13 protein-coding genes and 2 pseudogenes are annotated in these 14,105 nt (G+C 62.8%); 4 read left to right on the top strand and 11 right to left on the bottom strand.

Annotation, left to right across the window (positions count from 1 at the left end; all coding sequences use genetic code 11):
• Window positions 1–167: 167 nt before the first annotated feature.
• Window positions 168–2,177: a U32 family peptidase gene (locus EGJ86_RS24155; protein WP_125836890.1), complete on the bottom strand. Its 2,010-nt coding sequence runs from the start codon at window positions 2,175–2,177 to the stop codon at window positions 168–170.
• Window positions 2,178–2,323: 146 nt separating this feature from the next.
• Between EGJ86_RS24155 and EGJ86_RS24150 the strand changes: the two genes are divergently transcribed.
• A complete protein-coding gene (locus tag EGJ86_RS24150) occupies window positions 2,324–2,968 on the top strand; it encodes a YecA family protein (protein ID WP_125836889.1) in 645 nt (214 codons plus the stop codon).
• A gap of 61 nt (window positions 2,969–3,029) precedes the next feature.
• Here EGJ86_RS24150 and EGJ86_RS24145 read toward each other — a convergent pair.
• The 3 genes and pseudogenes from EGJ86_RS24145 to EGJ86_RS24135 form a co-directional block, all read right to left on the bottom strand.
• Window positions 3,030–3,850: pseudogene (locus EGJ86_RS24145) on the bottom strand (HDOD domain-containing protein).
• Window positions 3,851–4,019: 169 nt separating this feature from the next.
• Window positions 4,020–4,367 (bottom strand): annotated as a pseudogene (eco, locus tag EGJ86_RS24140) (serine protease inhibitor ecotin); the annotation flags it as partial.
• A 60-nt stretch (window positions 4,368–4,427) separates the two neighbouring features.
• Window positions 4,428–5,393 (bottom strand): LysR family transcriptional regulator, encoded by a 966-nt coding sequence (locus EGJ86_RS24135; protein ID WP_125836888.1) that lies wholly within the window; start codon window positions 5,391–5,393, stop codon window positions 4,428–4,430.
• Between the two features lie 103 nt (window positions 5,394–5,496).
• Here EGJ86_RS24135 and EGJ86_RS24130 point away from each other — a divergent pair, with 103 nt between their 5' ends.
• Entirely contained in the window at window positions 5,497–5,766 is a 270-nt protein-coding gene (locus tag EGJ86_RS24130; protein WP_125836887.1) for a DUF2798 domain-containing protein, read from the top strand.
• Window positions 5,767–5,786: 20 nt separating this feature from the next.
• Here EGJ86_RS24130 and EGJ86_RS24125 read toward each other — a convergent pair whose 3' ends face one another.
• From EGJ86_RS24125 to EGJ86_RS24100, 5 genes are all read right to left on the bottom strand, one after another.
• Entirely contained in the window at window positions 5,787–6,446 is a 660-nt protein-coding gene (locus EGJ86_RS24125; RefSeq protein ID WP_125836886.1) for a cytochrome c oxidase assembly protein, read from the bottom strand.
• Window positions 6,436–7,026, bottom strand: a complete 591-nt coding sequence (locus EGJ86_RS24120; protein ID WP_158620920.1) for an SCO family protein — start codon at window positions 7,024–7,026, stop codon at window positions 6,436–6,438. Before EGJ86_RS24120 ends, EGJ86_RS24125 begins: the two co-directional genes overlap by 11 nt.
• A 227-nt stretch (window positions 7,027–7,253) precedes the next feature.
• Complete coding sequence (locus EGJ86_RS24115; RefSeq protein WP_039964843.1) at window positions 7,254–7,601, bottom strand: cupin domain-containing protein; 348 nt, start codon at window positions 7,599–7,601, stop codon at window positions 7,254–7,256.
• A 211-nt stretch (window positions 7,602–7,812) separates the two neighbouring features.
• Window positions 7,813–8,253: a phage infection protein gene (locus EGJ86_RS24110; RefSeq protein WP_125836884.1), complete on the bottom strand. Its 441-nt coding sequence runs from the start codon at window positions 8,251–8,253 to the stop codon at window positions 7,813–7,815.
• Between the two features lie 187 nt (window positions 8,254–8,440).
• Window positions 8,441–9,532 (bottom strand): SMP-30/gluconolactonase/LRE family protein, encoded by a 1,092-nt coding sequence (locus EGJ86_RS24100; RefSeq protein ID WP_125836882.1) that lies wholly within the window; start codon window positions 9,530–9,532, stop codon window positions 8,441–8,443.
• 313 nt (window positions 9,533–9,845) lie between these two features.
• Between EGJ86_RS24100 and EGJ86_RS24095 the strand changes: the two genes are divergently transcribed.
• On the top strand, window positions 9,846–10,589 hold the full coding sequence (locus EGJ86_RS24095) for a class I SAM-dependent methyltransferase (protein ID WP_125836891.1): 744 nt from the start codon (window positions 9,846–9,848) through the stop codon (window positions 10,587–10,589).
• 35 nt (window positions 10,590–10,624) lie between these two features.
• Here the strand turns inward: EGJ86_RS24095 and EGJ86_RS24090 are convergent, their stop codons facing one another.
• Complete coding sequence (locus EGJ86_RS24090; RefSeq protein WP_125836881.1) at window positions 10,625–11,326, bottom strand: FMN-dependent NADH-azoreductase; 702 nt, start codon at window positions 11,324–11,326, stop codon at window positions 10,625–10,627.
• A 119-nt stretch (window positions 11,327–11,445) separates the two neighbouring features.
• Between EGJ86_RS24090 and gcvA the strand changes: the two genes are divergently transcribed.
• A complete protein-coding gene (gcvA, locus tag EGJ86_RS24085; RefSeq protein ID WP_125836880.1) occupies window positions 11,446–12,345 on the top strand; it encodes a transcriptional regulator GcvA in 900 nt (299 codons plus the stop codon).
• 10 nt (window positions 12,346–12,355) lie between these two features.
• Here the strand turns inward: gcvA and EGJ86_RS24080 are convergent, their stop codons facing one another.
• A complete protein-coding gene (locus EGJ86_RS24080) occupies window positions 12,356–13,768 on the bottom strand; it encodes an FAD-binding oxidoreductase (protein WP_125836879.1) in 1,413 nt (470 codons plus the stop codon).
• Window positions 13,769–14,105: the final 337 nt, after the last annotated feature.

Here is a 14,105-nt window from a genome sequence, read left to right as displayed (position 1 = left end):
GGCGCGCCCCGCCCCCCGCCCGCCGGCGCGCGGGGCGGGGGGCTGGGTGCTTCGCCCCTTCCTCCCGGGGGGGGGGGGGGGGGGGGGGAGGGGGGGGGGGGGGGGGGGGGGGTGGGGGGGGCCCCCCCCCCCCCCCCCCCCCCCCCCCACAACAGGCGAGGCTGGGCTCAGTGGCTGTAACCCGGCTTCTGGCGAATGGTCTTGAGCAGGTCGTCGGGTGAAATGTGCCCGACCACCTGAGTCGCCGCGCTGCCAGGTTGCGGCAGGTCGAGGATGTGGCCCTTCATCTTGCCGATCACGTGCATCTCGCACGGCTTGCAGTCGAACTTCAGGGTCAGCACTTCATCGCCATGTACCAGCTGCATCGGTGCGACCTTGGTCTTCACGCCGGTTACACCCTTGGCCTGTTTCGGACACAGGTTGAAGGAGAAGCGCAGGCAGTGCTTGGTGATCATCACCGGCACTTCGCCTTCTTCTTCGTGCGCCTCGTAGGCAGCGTCGATCAGTTGCACGCCGTGGCGGTGGTAGAAGTCGCGGGCCTTCTGGTTGTAAACGTTGGCCAGGAACGACAGGTGCGATTCCGGGTACACCGGCGCTGGGTCGGTCTCGGCCTTGCGGCCGCCACGTGGGTGGGCAGCGACGCGGGCTTCGGTGAGTGCTTCGATGGCGTCGCGGCGCAGTGCCTTGAGCTGCGAGTTGGGCACGAAGAACGCTTGCGGCGCATCCAGCGTCACGCTTTGGGCGTGGTAGATGGTGGTGCCGAGCTGGGTGAGCAGGTCACGCAGGCCATCGAGTGCCTGTTCCGGCTTGTTGGCCACACCGAACGGGCCGGGCAGGGCGACGTCGACGCTGATGCCTTCCTCACTGGTGGCGGTGAGCTTGAGGGCGCCTTCACGCAGCTCGGCCTTCCAGCTCACGCCAATACGACGCTCGGCGCTGGTGCGTTGCAGCGCTTGCTGCCAGTTGTGGTCGAGGTTGCGCGAAAGCGGATGATTCGGGCGCAAGCGGAACAGGCCTTCGGGCATTTCGTTGGGTTCGACGCGGTAGCGGTAGCGCTTCTCGCCGTCTTCCTCGAACTCACCTTTCAGCTCGGCGATATTGGCGCGGAAACCCTCCACCTCACGTTTGACCAGCACGTTGAGGCCGTCGCCGTTGGACAGCGGCTCATGGGTGACGGCAATCAGGTCGCGCTTGTTCACCTTCTCCACGTTGCCAACCAGCAGGCCAGTAAAGGTCGGCGAATCGAAGGCGCCGATATCCACCTTGCGCTCAGTGACGAAGTAGTCGGTGCTGCCACGGTGGAAGGTCTTGTCCGGATCGGGCACGAAGAAGTGCGCGGTACGGCCGCTGGAGGCACGAGCGAGGTCCGGGCGGTCTTCGAGGATGGCGTCGAGTTCGCGGCGGTAGTGGGCGGTGATGTTCTTCACGTAGGCCACGTCCTTGTAGCGGCCTTCGATCTTGAACGAGCGCACGCCGGCCTCGACCAGGGCGCGCAGGTTGGCGCTCTGGTTGTTGTCCTTCATCGACAGCAGGTGTTTTTCATAGGCGATTACGCCGCCTTTTTCATCCTTGAGGGTGTAGGGCAGGCGGCAGGCCTGCGAGCAGTCGCCACGGTTGGCGCTGCGCCCGGTCTGCGCGTGGGAGATGTTGCACTGGCCGGAGAAGGCCACGCATAGCGCGCCGTGGATGAAGAACTCGATGGCGGCATCGGTGGCATCGGCGATCTGACGGATTTCCTGCAGGTTCAGCTCGCGTGCCAGTACCAGTTGGGAGAAACCGGCCTGGTCGAGAAACTTGGCCCGTGCCAGGGTGCGAATGTCGGTCTGGGTGCTGGCGTGCAGCTCGATGGGCGGAATATCCAGCTCCATCACCCCCATGTCCTGCACAATCAGCGCATCCACGCCTGCGTCGTAGAGTTGGTGGATCAGCGTACGTACCTGCTCCAGCTCGTCGTCGTGGAAGATGGTGTTGAGCGTGGTGAACACCCGTGCATGGTAGCGCCGGGCGAACTCCACCAGCTTGGCGATCTCGCTCACCTCGTTGCAGGCGTTGTGCCGCGCGCCGAAGCTCGGGCCGCCGATATAGATGGCGTCGGCGCCATGCAGAATGGCCTCGCGGGCGATTTCGACGTCACGCGCAGGGCTGAGCAGTTCCAGGTGGTTCTTGGGCAAGGACATGGTGTTTTCTTTTATCAGGCTGACACACGGGCAAGGCGCGCATTGTACCGGGCTGTGGCCCACTGGGCACTCGCCAGATGCCGGACGGCTGCCAATACGCGCCGACGCAGGTACAGTAGCGGCCTTTTTCAGGCGGAGGCGTGGCGATGGACAACAGAGGGTTGGAGAAGCTCGATCAGTGGCTGCTCAAGTACGGCAACGATGACTCGATCCTCTCTGCCAGCGAACTGGACGGCTTCTTCGCCGCCATCGTCTCTGCCCCGCGCCAGGTTGCGCCGGCCATCTGGTATTCGGCGATCTGGGCTGACCAGCCGCCGCAGTGGCCGAGCGACAAGGATGGTGAGCGCTTCATGAAACTGGCTGTCGAGCTGATGAGCGAGGCGGCCTACATGCTCAGCGAGGAGCCGGATGACTATGAGGCGATCTTCCTCGCCGACGACAACGGCAAGGGCGAGAAGCTGATCGTCTCCGAATGGTGCGCGGGCTACCTGCGTGGTGCGGCGGTGGCCGGCTGGCTCGATGCATCGCTGCCGGAGTCGGTGGCGGCAGCTCTGGCGCTGATCACCCTGCATGGCGATGAAAGCGGCAACGCGACGCTCAAGGCTATGTCCGATGCCGAATACGACGCCAGCACGGCGCTGCTCGAACCCGCCGCCGTCGAGCTTTTCCAGTATTGGCAGGAGAACCTGGACCCGCTGCTGCCGGTGCGCCGCGAGGAGGCTAAAGTCGGGCGTAACGACCCCTGCACCTGCGGCAGTGGCAAGAAGTACAAGCAGTGTTGCATGCGCTGAGTCGTGACCCGGGGCACGGGCCTGCGCAGGTAGCGCAAGCCCGTGTGCCCGCGCTGGGTTTCTAGCCGAGCAACTCGGCAAACGCCTTGTCCGCCTCCAGTACGGCTGGCAGGGCTTCGAACAGCTTGCCCAGATCGACTTCTTTGAACAGCGGACCTTCCAGACTCTGCTGCGCCTGTTCGCTGACGCCGTCCAGTTCGGTGGTTTCCGCGACGGTGACCGACTGCGCAAGCAGGCGCGCATAGCGGCCGTCATCCGGCGTTTGCGTTGGGCGTGCCTGGTAGGCGATGGCGTGCTGGATCAGCGTCGGCAATTGCCAGCGCCGTGCCAGTTCGGCACCGACTTCCGGGTAACCGAAGCCCAGTTGCAGGGTTTCCTCGGCGGCATGTGCGGCCGCCTCGCGTCTCGGGTGACGGTTCAGGCGCCGGGCGAAGTCAGGCGCGCCGGTCTGGATCAGCAGCTCGCCGATGTTGTGCATCATGCCGCAGGTGAAGGCGGCGTCGGTGTCCAGTTTCAGCTGCTTGGCCAGGCTGCGGGCGATACTGGCGACGCGAAAGCTGCGAATCCAGAAACCCTTGAGGTCGAAGCCGGTATCGATCTGAAACGCGCCCGTCATTGCCGAGGCCAGCACCAGCGTGCGCAGGGTATTGAAGCCTAGGCGCATGGCGGCGTCTTCGACGCTTACCGCTTCACGGGCCCCGCGAAAACGCGGCGAGTTGGCCAGGCGCAGTACCTTGGCAGCGATGACCGGGTCGCGCTCGATATTGCGCGCCACGCTTTCCAGGCTCGAAGACGGGTTGTCGAACTGTTGAATCAGCTCCTGCGCGACCTTCGGATGCTGGGCAGGGAGTGCAGTTGAGCGAACAGACTTTCTATATCCATGGCAACTCCGATAGGGAAGAACGCTGCAGTTGCGTTCGATGAGAAATAGCTTTCTGAGCATAGCTGTGCCTGACGCCTCAGCCAGTCCCATAGTTGCTATTTAGAGCCTTTTCCATGGTTGTTGCCAGTCAGACATGCCCGCCCCGAGGGGCGGTTTTTCGACGATGGTTTACTGACGCGGCGCCACGCTGGTTTCGGCCGCTGCAGACCACACGCGGTAACGCACTTCGACATCTTTGGGGGCGTAGATCACCAGCGGCAGCTTGCTGTTGTAACGCACCAGTTGCGGCTCGCCGCCAACGCGCACGAATGCCTGTTTGCGGCTGCTGTCCGGGCAGGCCATCAGCGTGCTCATGCTCGGGCCGACCTGGCCCAGTTCGTAGTAGCTGTAGCCCCAGCCTTCCACGGTCTTTTCCTGCCACTGGCCGCCCAGGCGTTGCTGGTTGCAATCCACTTCCAGGGTCTTGCCGGCGATGATCTCCACCTTTTGGGCCGTCCGTGATAAGGGAGCCGCCAGGTCGGCGGCGCAGCACTGACCGTTGTGAGTAGGCCAAGTTCCTGCGTTTTTCAAGCTATCTCAGCGTGCCTCGGCTGAGGGTCTCAAGTCGGCGGGCAGGGCGTGTTGCAGGTAATCGATGAACAGACGAACCTTGGGCGTCAGCTCGTAGCGGCCACGCACACACAGGTAAAAGTCCAGTGGAGCGCCGGTGGCACGGCTGTCTGTAGGCGTTGCCGAGGAGAACAGTTCGACCAGGTCACCACGGGCCAGGTAGGGATCGGCGACAAAGGACGCCAGGCGGGTGATGCCGCCGCCTGACGCCGCGCACTGTGCCAAGGCATCGATATCGTTGCTGCTCATGCTCACTCTGACCTGGGCATCGAAGTGCACGCCTTCGCGAACGAAGCCCCAACGCAAGAGGCGCCCATCGGTGGCGAAACGAAACAGCAGGCAGTCGTGGTCGCGCAATTGTTCTGGCTCACTGGGCTGCCCTGCACGCTGCAGGTAGGCGGGTGCGGCGCAGAAGCGTGTCTGTGCAGTGGCGATGCGCCTGGCCACCAGACCGTTCTGCAGTTGCTGCTCGATGTGGATGCTGATGTCCACGCCTTCCTGCACGTGATCGACGCTGCCGTCGGTGGTCAGCAGTTCGCAACGGATGCGCGGGTACTGAGCCATGAAACCGGGGATCAGTGGAGCCAATACATGGCGACCGAACGCTGCACTGGTGGCGATGCGCAACTGCCCGCGTGGCTCGTCCTGCAAGTCGGCGACGGCGGCGCGGGCGAGTTCCAGCTCCTGAAGCACAGCCTGTACGCGCTCGAAATACAGCGAACCGGCGTCGGTGAGTGCCAATCTTCGAGTGGTACGGGTGAGGAGGCGAAGGCCCAGGCTTTGTTCCAGGCGGGCGATGTTCTGGCTCGCTGCGGCTGCGCTGATGCCCAGCAAGCGAGCGCCAGCAGCGATGCTACCGCTCTCAACAGCCTTTACGAAGCTCTCCAGGCCGCGCAGGGTGTCTGTGCTTTTACTTTCCAATGCGCCGTTCATTCATAAGTTTATCTTGATACTCAACTTACCTTCCGCCCTCTATCGCCGCAATCATCTTCATCGCTAGAGTGCTCGATACTTTCATCGAACAGGAAACCTGAGCATGTCCGATCTCGACCTCGCTCCAGCCGCCGCGCGCAACTGGAAACTGCCTGCGCGTGCCATGCCCGTGGCTTTCGCCTTCTTCATGTCGGGCATCATGGCCATGCTCATGTCGCTGGTCATTACCGCTGCAAACCGTGGTCTTGGCCAGGGTTATCTACAGGCGGTGCTGAGCGCCTACAGCCTGGCGATGCCGGTCGCGTTCGTATGCGTGATGCTGGTGCGGCCGATCGTGCTCAAACTGGTGAGCCTGACCGTGCGCTTGCCGTGAATGGCATGCCGGGGCGTGTGCTATCGGGGCGGCCCTGCCTCGATGCCTGGACGCTCATCATCCCCGAGCAGGCGGACTGCCAGTGCCAGTGTGGCGCCGAGGTAGACCAGCGCACTCCAGCCTGCCATCAGCATGCCCCCCAGGCGTTGGTCGTCCAGGGCTTGCAGACCGAAAGCCCCCAGGCACAGCTCGGGAGGGTAGATGAGCCGTGGCGCCATGATCAGAACGAGCCCCAGCATGGTCATGTGGGCGAACGTCAGGAAAAAACCGCACAGCGTCAGCACCAGCCCCTGCTGGGTCTGCCTGGCGAAACCCAGTAGCCAGATGGTCAGGCCAACGGCCAGGAAGCTGGCCTGCTGCGCAACGAACAGGGGGGCGTGCAAGGCGGCGGCTTCGTGCGCGGCAGGCAGGTGCCAGCCCCACACCACCACCAGCTCGGCGATGAAGGCGGCGCTGAGCCAGCTTGCCCTTGCGTAACGGTCGAGACGGAGCCCGGCGCGCGCCAGGCCGATGGCCAGCAGCGGGGCTGCGAGCGCCACGACGCCCAGGTGCAGGATCATGTGCAGCGAGAACGCCGTGCGGCTCATGGCCGGCAAAGGGCCAAGCCAGAGGGCTGCCAGTATCAGCAAGCCCAGGTGCAGAGGCCAGTTACGTGAGGATTCGGCGCGCTCAGTTTGCATCGAGGTAGTCACCGATACTGCTTGCCAGGTGTTCGGGTGTGACGTTCTGTGCGAACAGTTCAACCAGACGTCCGTCCGGGGCTACCAGGTAGAGGCTGGTGGTGTGATCGAGCAGGTAGGTGCCGCTGGCTTCGCGCCGCGCGACATACACCCCATAGGCGTCGGCGGCCTGTCTGACCTGCTGGACGTTACCGCTGAGGCCGATAATGCGCGGGTCGAAGAAGCCCGTGTAGCGCTGCAGAAGCTGTGGGCTGTCGCGTTCCGGGTCGAGGGTAATGAACACGGGTTGCAGGTGCTGGCTACGTGGGCCGAGCTTGTCCAGCGTCTTGGCGACCGTGGCCAGGGTAGTCGGGCATACATCCGGGCAATGGGTGAAGCCAAAGGACAGCAGGACCCAGCGTTCGGCAAAACTGTTTTGGTCTATGCGTCGACCCTGATGGTCGACCAACTCGAATGACCCGGCGACTTCCCCGATCCGCGCGGCCGCCGGTACGGCAGCCGGCCAGAGCTTGTAGGCCAGCGGCAAGCCTGCCAGCAATAGGGTGATGCAAATTGCTGTGCCCCATAGTGATCGCCTCATCATGCCCTCTCGCGTCGCGTCCCCCCGATCTTTACAGACCTGCAATCGGCCATTGGGTGCCCGGAAAATCTGTCGTTTGCATGATGGCGAGCGTGCTTGGCTCGGTGGGCACGATGTTGGAGGAATTAGGCATGACTGAATGCCGAGGGTGGTCGGCGTTGCTCGTACTCAGCAGCGGACAAGTCGGTGGGCGCCGCGCTGGGCGCACACCGATAGGCCCACCGCGATCAGGCGAACACGAAGTACTTGCGCACGGTCTCGACCACTTCCCAGGTGCCCTTCATGCCAGGCTCGACCACGAAGATGTCGCCGGCCTTGAGGTGGATCGGCTCCAGGCCGTCCGGGGTGATGATGCAGTAGCCTTCCTGGAAGTGGCAGTACTCCCACTTCACGTACTCCACGCGCCATTTGCCGGGGGTGCAGATCCAGGTTCCCATGATCTTGCTGCCGTCTTCGGAGGTGTAGGCGTTGAGGTTGACGGTGTGCGGGTCACCTTCGATGCGCTCCCACTTGCAGGCATCGACGACTGGCATCGGCTGGGTATCGCGCAGAACGGTGATCGGTTTGTTGGCCATGAGGCGCTCCGGTGAGTGATCAAAGGGGCGTTCACCATAGAGCGGGGGCGGGGCGGTCGATTGCCTGGGGTCGACACGGGGCTGCTCATTCGCGCAGTGCGCGAGACTTTCTAGTGCTGAAAAAACCAAGGCCGGCTTATCAGGCCGGCCTTGTGGGGCTGCGCTTTCCATCGAGTCATACGACGTTCTCGATCAGTTCATCAGGAAGGTATCAGGCGGTGCGGCTTTCGATCAGGCGGTCCGAGCCACCTTCGGCAACACGGTTTTCGATCAGACGATCCGAGCCACCTTCAGCGACGCGATTCTGAATCAGACGGTCCGAGCCACCTTCAGCGACGCGGTTCTGGATCAGACGGTCCGAGCCACCTTCAGCGACGCGATTCTGGATCAGACGATCAGAGCCACCTTCAGCGACGCGGTTCTGGATCAGACGATCGGAGCCACCTTCGGCGATGCGGCTTTCGATCAGACGGTCGGAACCACCTTCGGCGATGCGGCTTTCGATCAGACGGTCGGAACCACCTTCGGCGATGCGGCTTTCGATCAGACGATCAGAGCCACCTTCGGCGACCACAGGTTGGGCGGAGGAGGCGGCGAATACGTTGGCTGCCAGTACGGAGAAAGCGAAGCTGAGGATGAGTTGGCGTTTCATGATGTTTTGCTCCAGCGGTGTTGTGGTTGGGTATGGAGCAGATGTTACGCACTGGATTTTTTCAGAGAACTTCATTGGCATGATGGTGAACATCGATGCCGCTGATGTTTGCTGTAATGGCCGAAATAGAGCGCTCTTAGCCTATTTGGAAAGACCGGCCACGGCCGCGTAGGCCGTGGCGCAGCGGTTAGTTGATGAAGGTGGCGCCGCGTGCGTTGACGAACAGGGAATAGATGCCATGGCTGCTGGCCATGAACAGGCGATTACCTTTCTCGCCGCCAAAGCACAGGTTGGCGCAGCGTTCCGGCAGTGAGATATGACCAATGGCCTTGCCCTGCGGGTTGAACACGCGCACGCCATCGAGCTTTTCCGGATCGCTCTCGGCCGAGCCATTGCTGCCCCAGCCGCACCACAGGTTGCCGAACTCGTCGCACTTGATGCCATCCAGCGCGCCGGTGTCGGTGGCTTCGATGTGTTTGCGGCGCTGGCCGAGGCTGCCGTCGTCGTTCACCTGATAAGCCCACACCAGGCGATGCGGCTTGGCGCGGCCCGCGACGATGTACAGAGTCTTCTCGTCGGGCGAGAAGCACAGGCCGTTGGGGCCGGCCAGATCCTCGATCACACGGGTGACCTGCTGCGTTTCGCCGTCGATGCGATAGACCCCATGGGGCAGCTCCGGCTCGATCTTGTAGCCCTCGTAGAAGTTGCCGGTCTGGAAGGGCGGGTCGGTGAACCAGACCGAACCGTCGCGCTTGACCACCAGGTCGTTCGGCGAGTTGAAGCGTTTGCCCTCGAACGCATCGGCCAGCACGGTAATGCTGCCGTCGTGTTCGGTACGGGTGATGCGTCGGCCAACATCCTGGGTGGTCGAGCCCTCACAAGCGATCAGCCGGCCCTGGCGGTCGCGAACCAGGCCATTGGAATAGTTCGATGGCTGGCGGTAGACGGCCAGCGACTGGCTGATCTCGTCCCAGCGCATGATGCGGTTGTTGGGGATGTCGCTGACCAGCAGGTAGCGACCATCACCGAACCACACCGGACCTTCGGCCCAGCGGATGCCATCGGCGAGCTTTTCCACGCTGGCGTTGAACAGGCGCAATTGCATAAAGCTGTCATCCAGCGCCTTGACCGCGCCGGATGGGTAGCGCAGATCGAGAGGTTGCGTGGCGTTGGCCAGTTGCGGCAGCAGAGATGCAGCGCTGGCGGCGGCAGCGGAATAGACCAGCGACTGCTTGAGAAAGTGGCGGCGCGAGCCGTCGGGGCGTTGTTCGTCATTCATCATGAGGTTCCTTGTTGTTCTTGTTGATCGCAGATGCGACTTCAGGAACTTATATGATGTGTGATGACTATGAAAGTGCTTCAGTGCTGTGATGACAGATTGACTGTCCAAAATTGCTTGCAGGCATTGATTGATGGTGGAAATCACCTCGGATGAAGTTGGCTTGTTTTTGCTATGTCGTATGATGACTTCCGCGAGATGCCTCATTTTCGGAGTGAACGTGACTGTTTCAAGGCGTGCCACTTCAAGTCAATGCCCAGCGGCATCAGCCTGAGCTATGATGCGCGCCCTTCGTCTGCGCGCCCCTGTCATCATGTCCGGCAATGCCCTCTATACCGACTTGTCGGGTTACTACGATCTGATGTGCGCGGACATCGACTACGCCGCCCAGAGTCATTGCGTGCACCGCCTGCAACAACTGTTTGGCAACGGCGGCAAGCGCCATCTCGATCTGGCCTGTGGCACCGGCCCGCATGTGCGCCATTTTCTAGATTCTGGCTATGTCAGCAGCGGCTTGGACATCAACCAGCCGATGCTCGACCGAGCCGCCCAGCGCTGCCCCGAGGCACGCTTTGCCCGGCAGGACATGTGCGATTTTCAGGTCGACGAGCCGCTGGACCTGATCACCTGCTTTCTCTATTCCATCCACTACAGCGCCAGCATCGAACGGCTCAAGGCTTGTATCGCCAGCGTTCACGGCGCCCTGGCGGTTGGCGGGGTGTTCTGCTTCAACGCGGTGGACAAGCAGCGCATCGATAACGCCTCGTTCGTTGCCCACAGCGCACGGCATGCCGAAGGGCAGTTCCGCTTCAGCTCCGGCTGGTACTACCGCGGTGAAGGCGAACAGCAGGCGCTAAGGCTGCGTATCGAACGTACCCTCGCCGAACAGACCGAGGTCTGGCACGACGAACACCCGATGGTGGCGGTGAACTTCGCCGAGTTGCAGAACCTGCTGGCGCCGTACTTCGAGGTGCAGGTGCTGGAGCACGACTATCAGCGGCTGGCGCCGTGGGATGGCAGCTCTGGCAACGCGCTGTTTGCCTGCACCAAGCGCTGAGGCGAGGCAGCGTCATCCTCGGCCTGGCAGTTGCCTCACGCCGGCTCCTCGACGCGCTCGGTGTGCAATGAACGCTGCAGTTCGGCTACCAGCGCATCGACCTTGGCCAATGCCTGTTTGACGGATTCGGCAAGCAGTTCACCACCGACTTCCTGGCCCTCGATGGCGATCTGGTGCACGCGGGTGATGCCGATGAAGCCGAGCGCGGTGATCAGGTTCGGCTCCAGATGGTTCATGTGCGCCATCTCTCCGCCCAGATCGAAACCGACACCACCGCGCGCCGTGAGGATTACCGCATGGCGCGGCCGGTCGGCCAGCCTGGGTACATAGGGATCGAGCGGGTTGCTTTCATCCACGTCCACCGTGCGGCCGGGGCGCACCACCTGGTCGATCCACGCCTTGAGCGCGGCGGGCATGCCGAAGTTGTACAGCGGCGTGCCGATCACCAGCACGTCGGCGGCGATCAGTTCATCCACCAGGCGATCGCTTTCGGCCAGGGTGTCGTGCATCCAGGCCTCGCGTTTCGGCTCGGGCGTGAAGGATGAGGCGATCCAGTCATGGCTGATGATCGAGGGCGGGTTCCGGCCGATGTCGCGGTAGGTGACGACATCCTGCGGGCGGCGTGCCTGCCACTGGCTGATGAAACGATGGCTGAGATTGCGGCTGTGCGAACCGTGCAGGTCCTTGCCGGCGAGGCCGGGGCGGGCGCTGGCGTCGAGATGCAGAATATGGGTCATGATGAGTCTCCTGCTTGAATTTGAATTCATCTGTGATTGGCAGCAGACTCAGGCTAAGGTCGCCCCAATCGGGCGACAAACGATCAATATTTTTCGCAACGGATGAGGAAAATTCAGGCATGAGCCGGCGCCGACTCCCTCCGCTTTCCGCCTTGCGCGCCTTCGAGGCGGCGGCACGCCACGAAAGCGCCAAGCAAGCCGCGGAAGAGCTTTCCGTTACCGCCACCGCGATCAGTCACCAGATTCGCGCACTGGAAGACGCCCTCGGCGTCGCGCTATTCGTGCGCAAGCCGCGGCAACTGGAGCTGACCATGGCCGGACGTGAACTGCAGCAGGTGCTGGAAAGCGCCTTCGACAGCATCGGTGCCGCCGTCGAACGCCTCAGTGCAACGCCCAGCCGACAGGCCATCACCCTCAGCACTACGCCGGCAGTGGCCGTGCGCTGGCTGCTGTCCTGGGTATGCATGCTGCGCGACTCCCACCCCACGATCGACCTGCGCATCCACGCTTCGCACGAGCCGGTGGCGCTCGATGGTGTCACGGCGGATATCGCCATTCGCTACGGCGACGGCCGCTGGCCAGGCCTGGTGGCGGAAAAACTCTTCGACAATACCTTCGTGCCCGCCTGCAGCCCGCTACTGGAACTGCACGATGCCGCCGATTTGCCCAGGCATACGCTGATCCACTTCCGCAACCAGGCAGCGATCTCTTCGCCGATGGACTGGGCCGTCTGGCAGAAGCAGGCGCAGGTGTCGGGGCTGGATGTCGGTGCCGGGTTGGTGTTCTCCGACGAAACCCACGCCGTTTCGGCGGCCGTTGGCGCCCAGGGCGTGGCGCTGATGAGCCGGCAACTGATCGAGGATGAGCTGAGAGAGGGACGACTGGTGCAACCCTTCGGCCCGGAACTGGAAGGCAAGCCGTTCTTTCTGGTGTACCCGGAGAGCCGCCGCAACGATCCGACCATTCTCGCGGTGCGGGAGTGGATCATGGCGGTGCCGGGTGGGTTGTGTTTGCTGTGATGGCTGTCAATCAGTGGCCTGATGCGGCGGCTGTCCGGCCACTGGGCTGCAGGTAATAGGCATCCCACAGCTTATTGCGGAATTTGTTGCTTGGGTCGACGCGCTTTTTCAGCGCGAAGAACTTCTCGGCGCGGGGATAGGCGGCGAGGAACTGTTCCCGGCTGGCGTGGATTTGATACGGCAGGTAGTAGCTGCCCTGGTGGGCGATGGCGAGGTCGATCAGCTGTCGTGTCCAGTCGCCTACGGAGGCGCGCTCGCTGGGTGAGACGCCCTGGCGGTAGTAGATCACCAGCGCGAAGGTGTCTTCGCGGGCCCAGGCCAGCAGCGTACCCGGGTCGGCTTTGGCATGGCGGATGGAGATATTGGCGACCTTGACCTTGTGCGCTTTGAGCACGTCTCTCATGCCCGCGACAAAGGGCTCCAACTGGGCTTCGGGCACGAAATACTCCTGCAGCACGTAGCTGTAGTCGGGGCCGGAAATTGGCTGCAGCTCGCGCACATCCAGGCTGGCTTCATGGTTGCGCCACTGCACTTGCGGTCGTTTGAGCAGCAGCGGGTCGACGACGCTTTCACGCACCTTTGCGCCGCCATTGCTGCTGGCCACTGCCAGCGCGGCGCGCATGGCCTTGTAGTCGCGGTCCAGCGGTACCAGGTGTTCGGTGACGGTCAGCGGCGCATCCGTACGCAGGTAGGACACGGCGCGTACGCTGTCGTAGTCGTCGGTGTAGAGAATGCCGTTGTGCATCACCATGTCTGGGTTGCCGCGTACCTGGCTGGCGAAGAACTGCGCATAGTCGCCGAGCGGCATGAGCTGCGTCTGACGCACCAGCTTGCTGTTCTCCACCAACGGCAGGGTGGCCTCGACGATGACGCCCAGCCCGCCGTAACCGCCTATGGCGCCATGGAACAGCTCGCTGTTGTGCGTCGGGCTGGCATCCACCACCTGGCCGTCAGCCAGCACCAGGCGTAGCGAGCGAACGCCGAGCACCAACGGCCCCTGGCCGACGTATCGGCCATGAGCGTTGACGCTCAGTGCGCCGCCGACGGTGAAGTTGGCGTAGGACTGCATGATCTGCGGCGACAGGCCGTGTGGGTCGATGTACTCCAGTATCTCGCGCCAGGTGATGCCGGCTTGCACACGAATCTCCCGGCGTTCTGCGGAAAACTCCAGCACCTGGTTGAACTGGCGCATGTCCAGTTGCAGGGCCTGCTCGGTGGCGGTCTGCCCACCCATGCTGTAGCGCCCGCCGCCAATGGCGATGGGGCCGGCATGCCCGCTAACGGCCGTGACGATCTGCTCCAGTTCGGTGGGCGCCAGTACCTGCGCCACTTCGATGGGGTTCATGCCGGTGACGTCGTTGACGGTCTCGGTGGCCTGCGCGCAATGGCACAGCAACAGCAGTAGGACGAGGGCGAGGCGCATGGAGCTTCCTTGTTCGCAGCGGAGAACGAATGGCTGGGCTGATAGTGCGTCGTGGCGTGTTCAGGTGGCAATCGCCAGTGGCCATTCAGGGTGCTTCATTTTCAATAGGTCGAAGAAAGTATTAGCGCGTTCTGTCGGTGTTTCTTTTCGATTGAATGGACAAGGATGAACCCACTCCACAGAGAGTGATGACGATGAACCCCATGATCAAACACCCGGGTCTTTGGCTGTGCGTGCTGCTGTTCACTGCCCTCGCCGGGGAGGGTGTACGAATTTTTGTGTAACCGACTCATGAGCGACACTGTCGCTCCGCACCGGAGACACCATGAGCAAGACG

This window comes from Pseudomonas sp. o96-267, from assembly GCF_003935465.1.
Lineage (GTDB): Bacteria > Pseudomonadota > Gammaproteobacteria > Pseudomonadales > Pseudomonadaceae > Aquipseudomonas > Aquipseudomonas sediminis.
The sequence above is the reverse complement of the archived record's forward strand: the minus strand, read 5'-3'. Positions and strand labels throughout refer to the sequence as shown.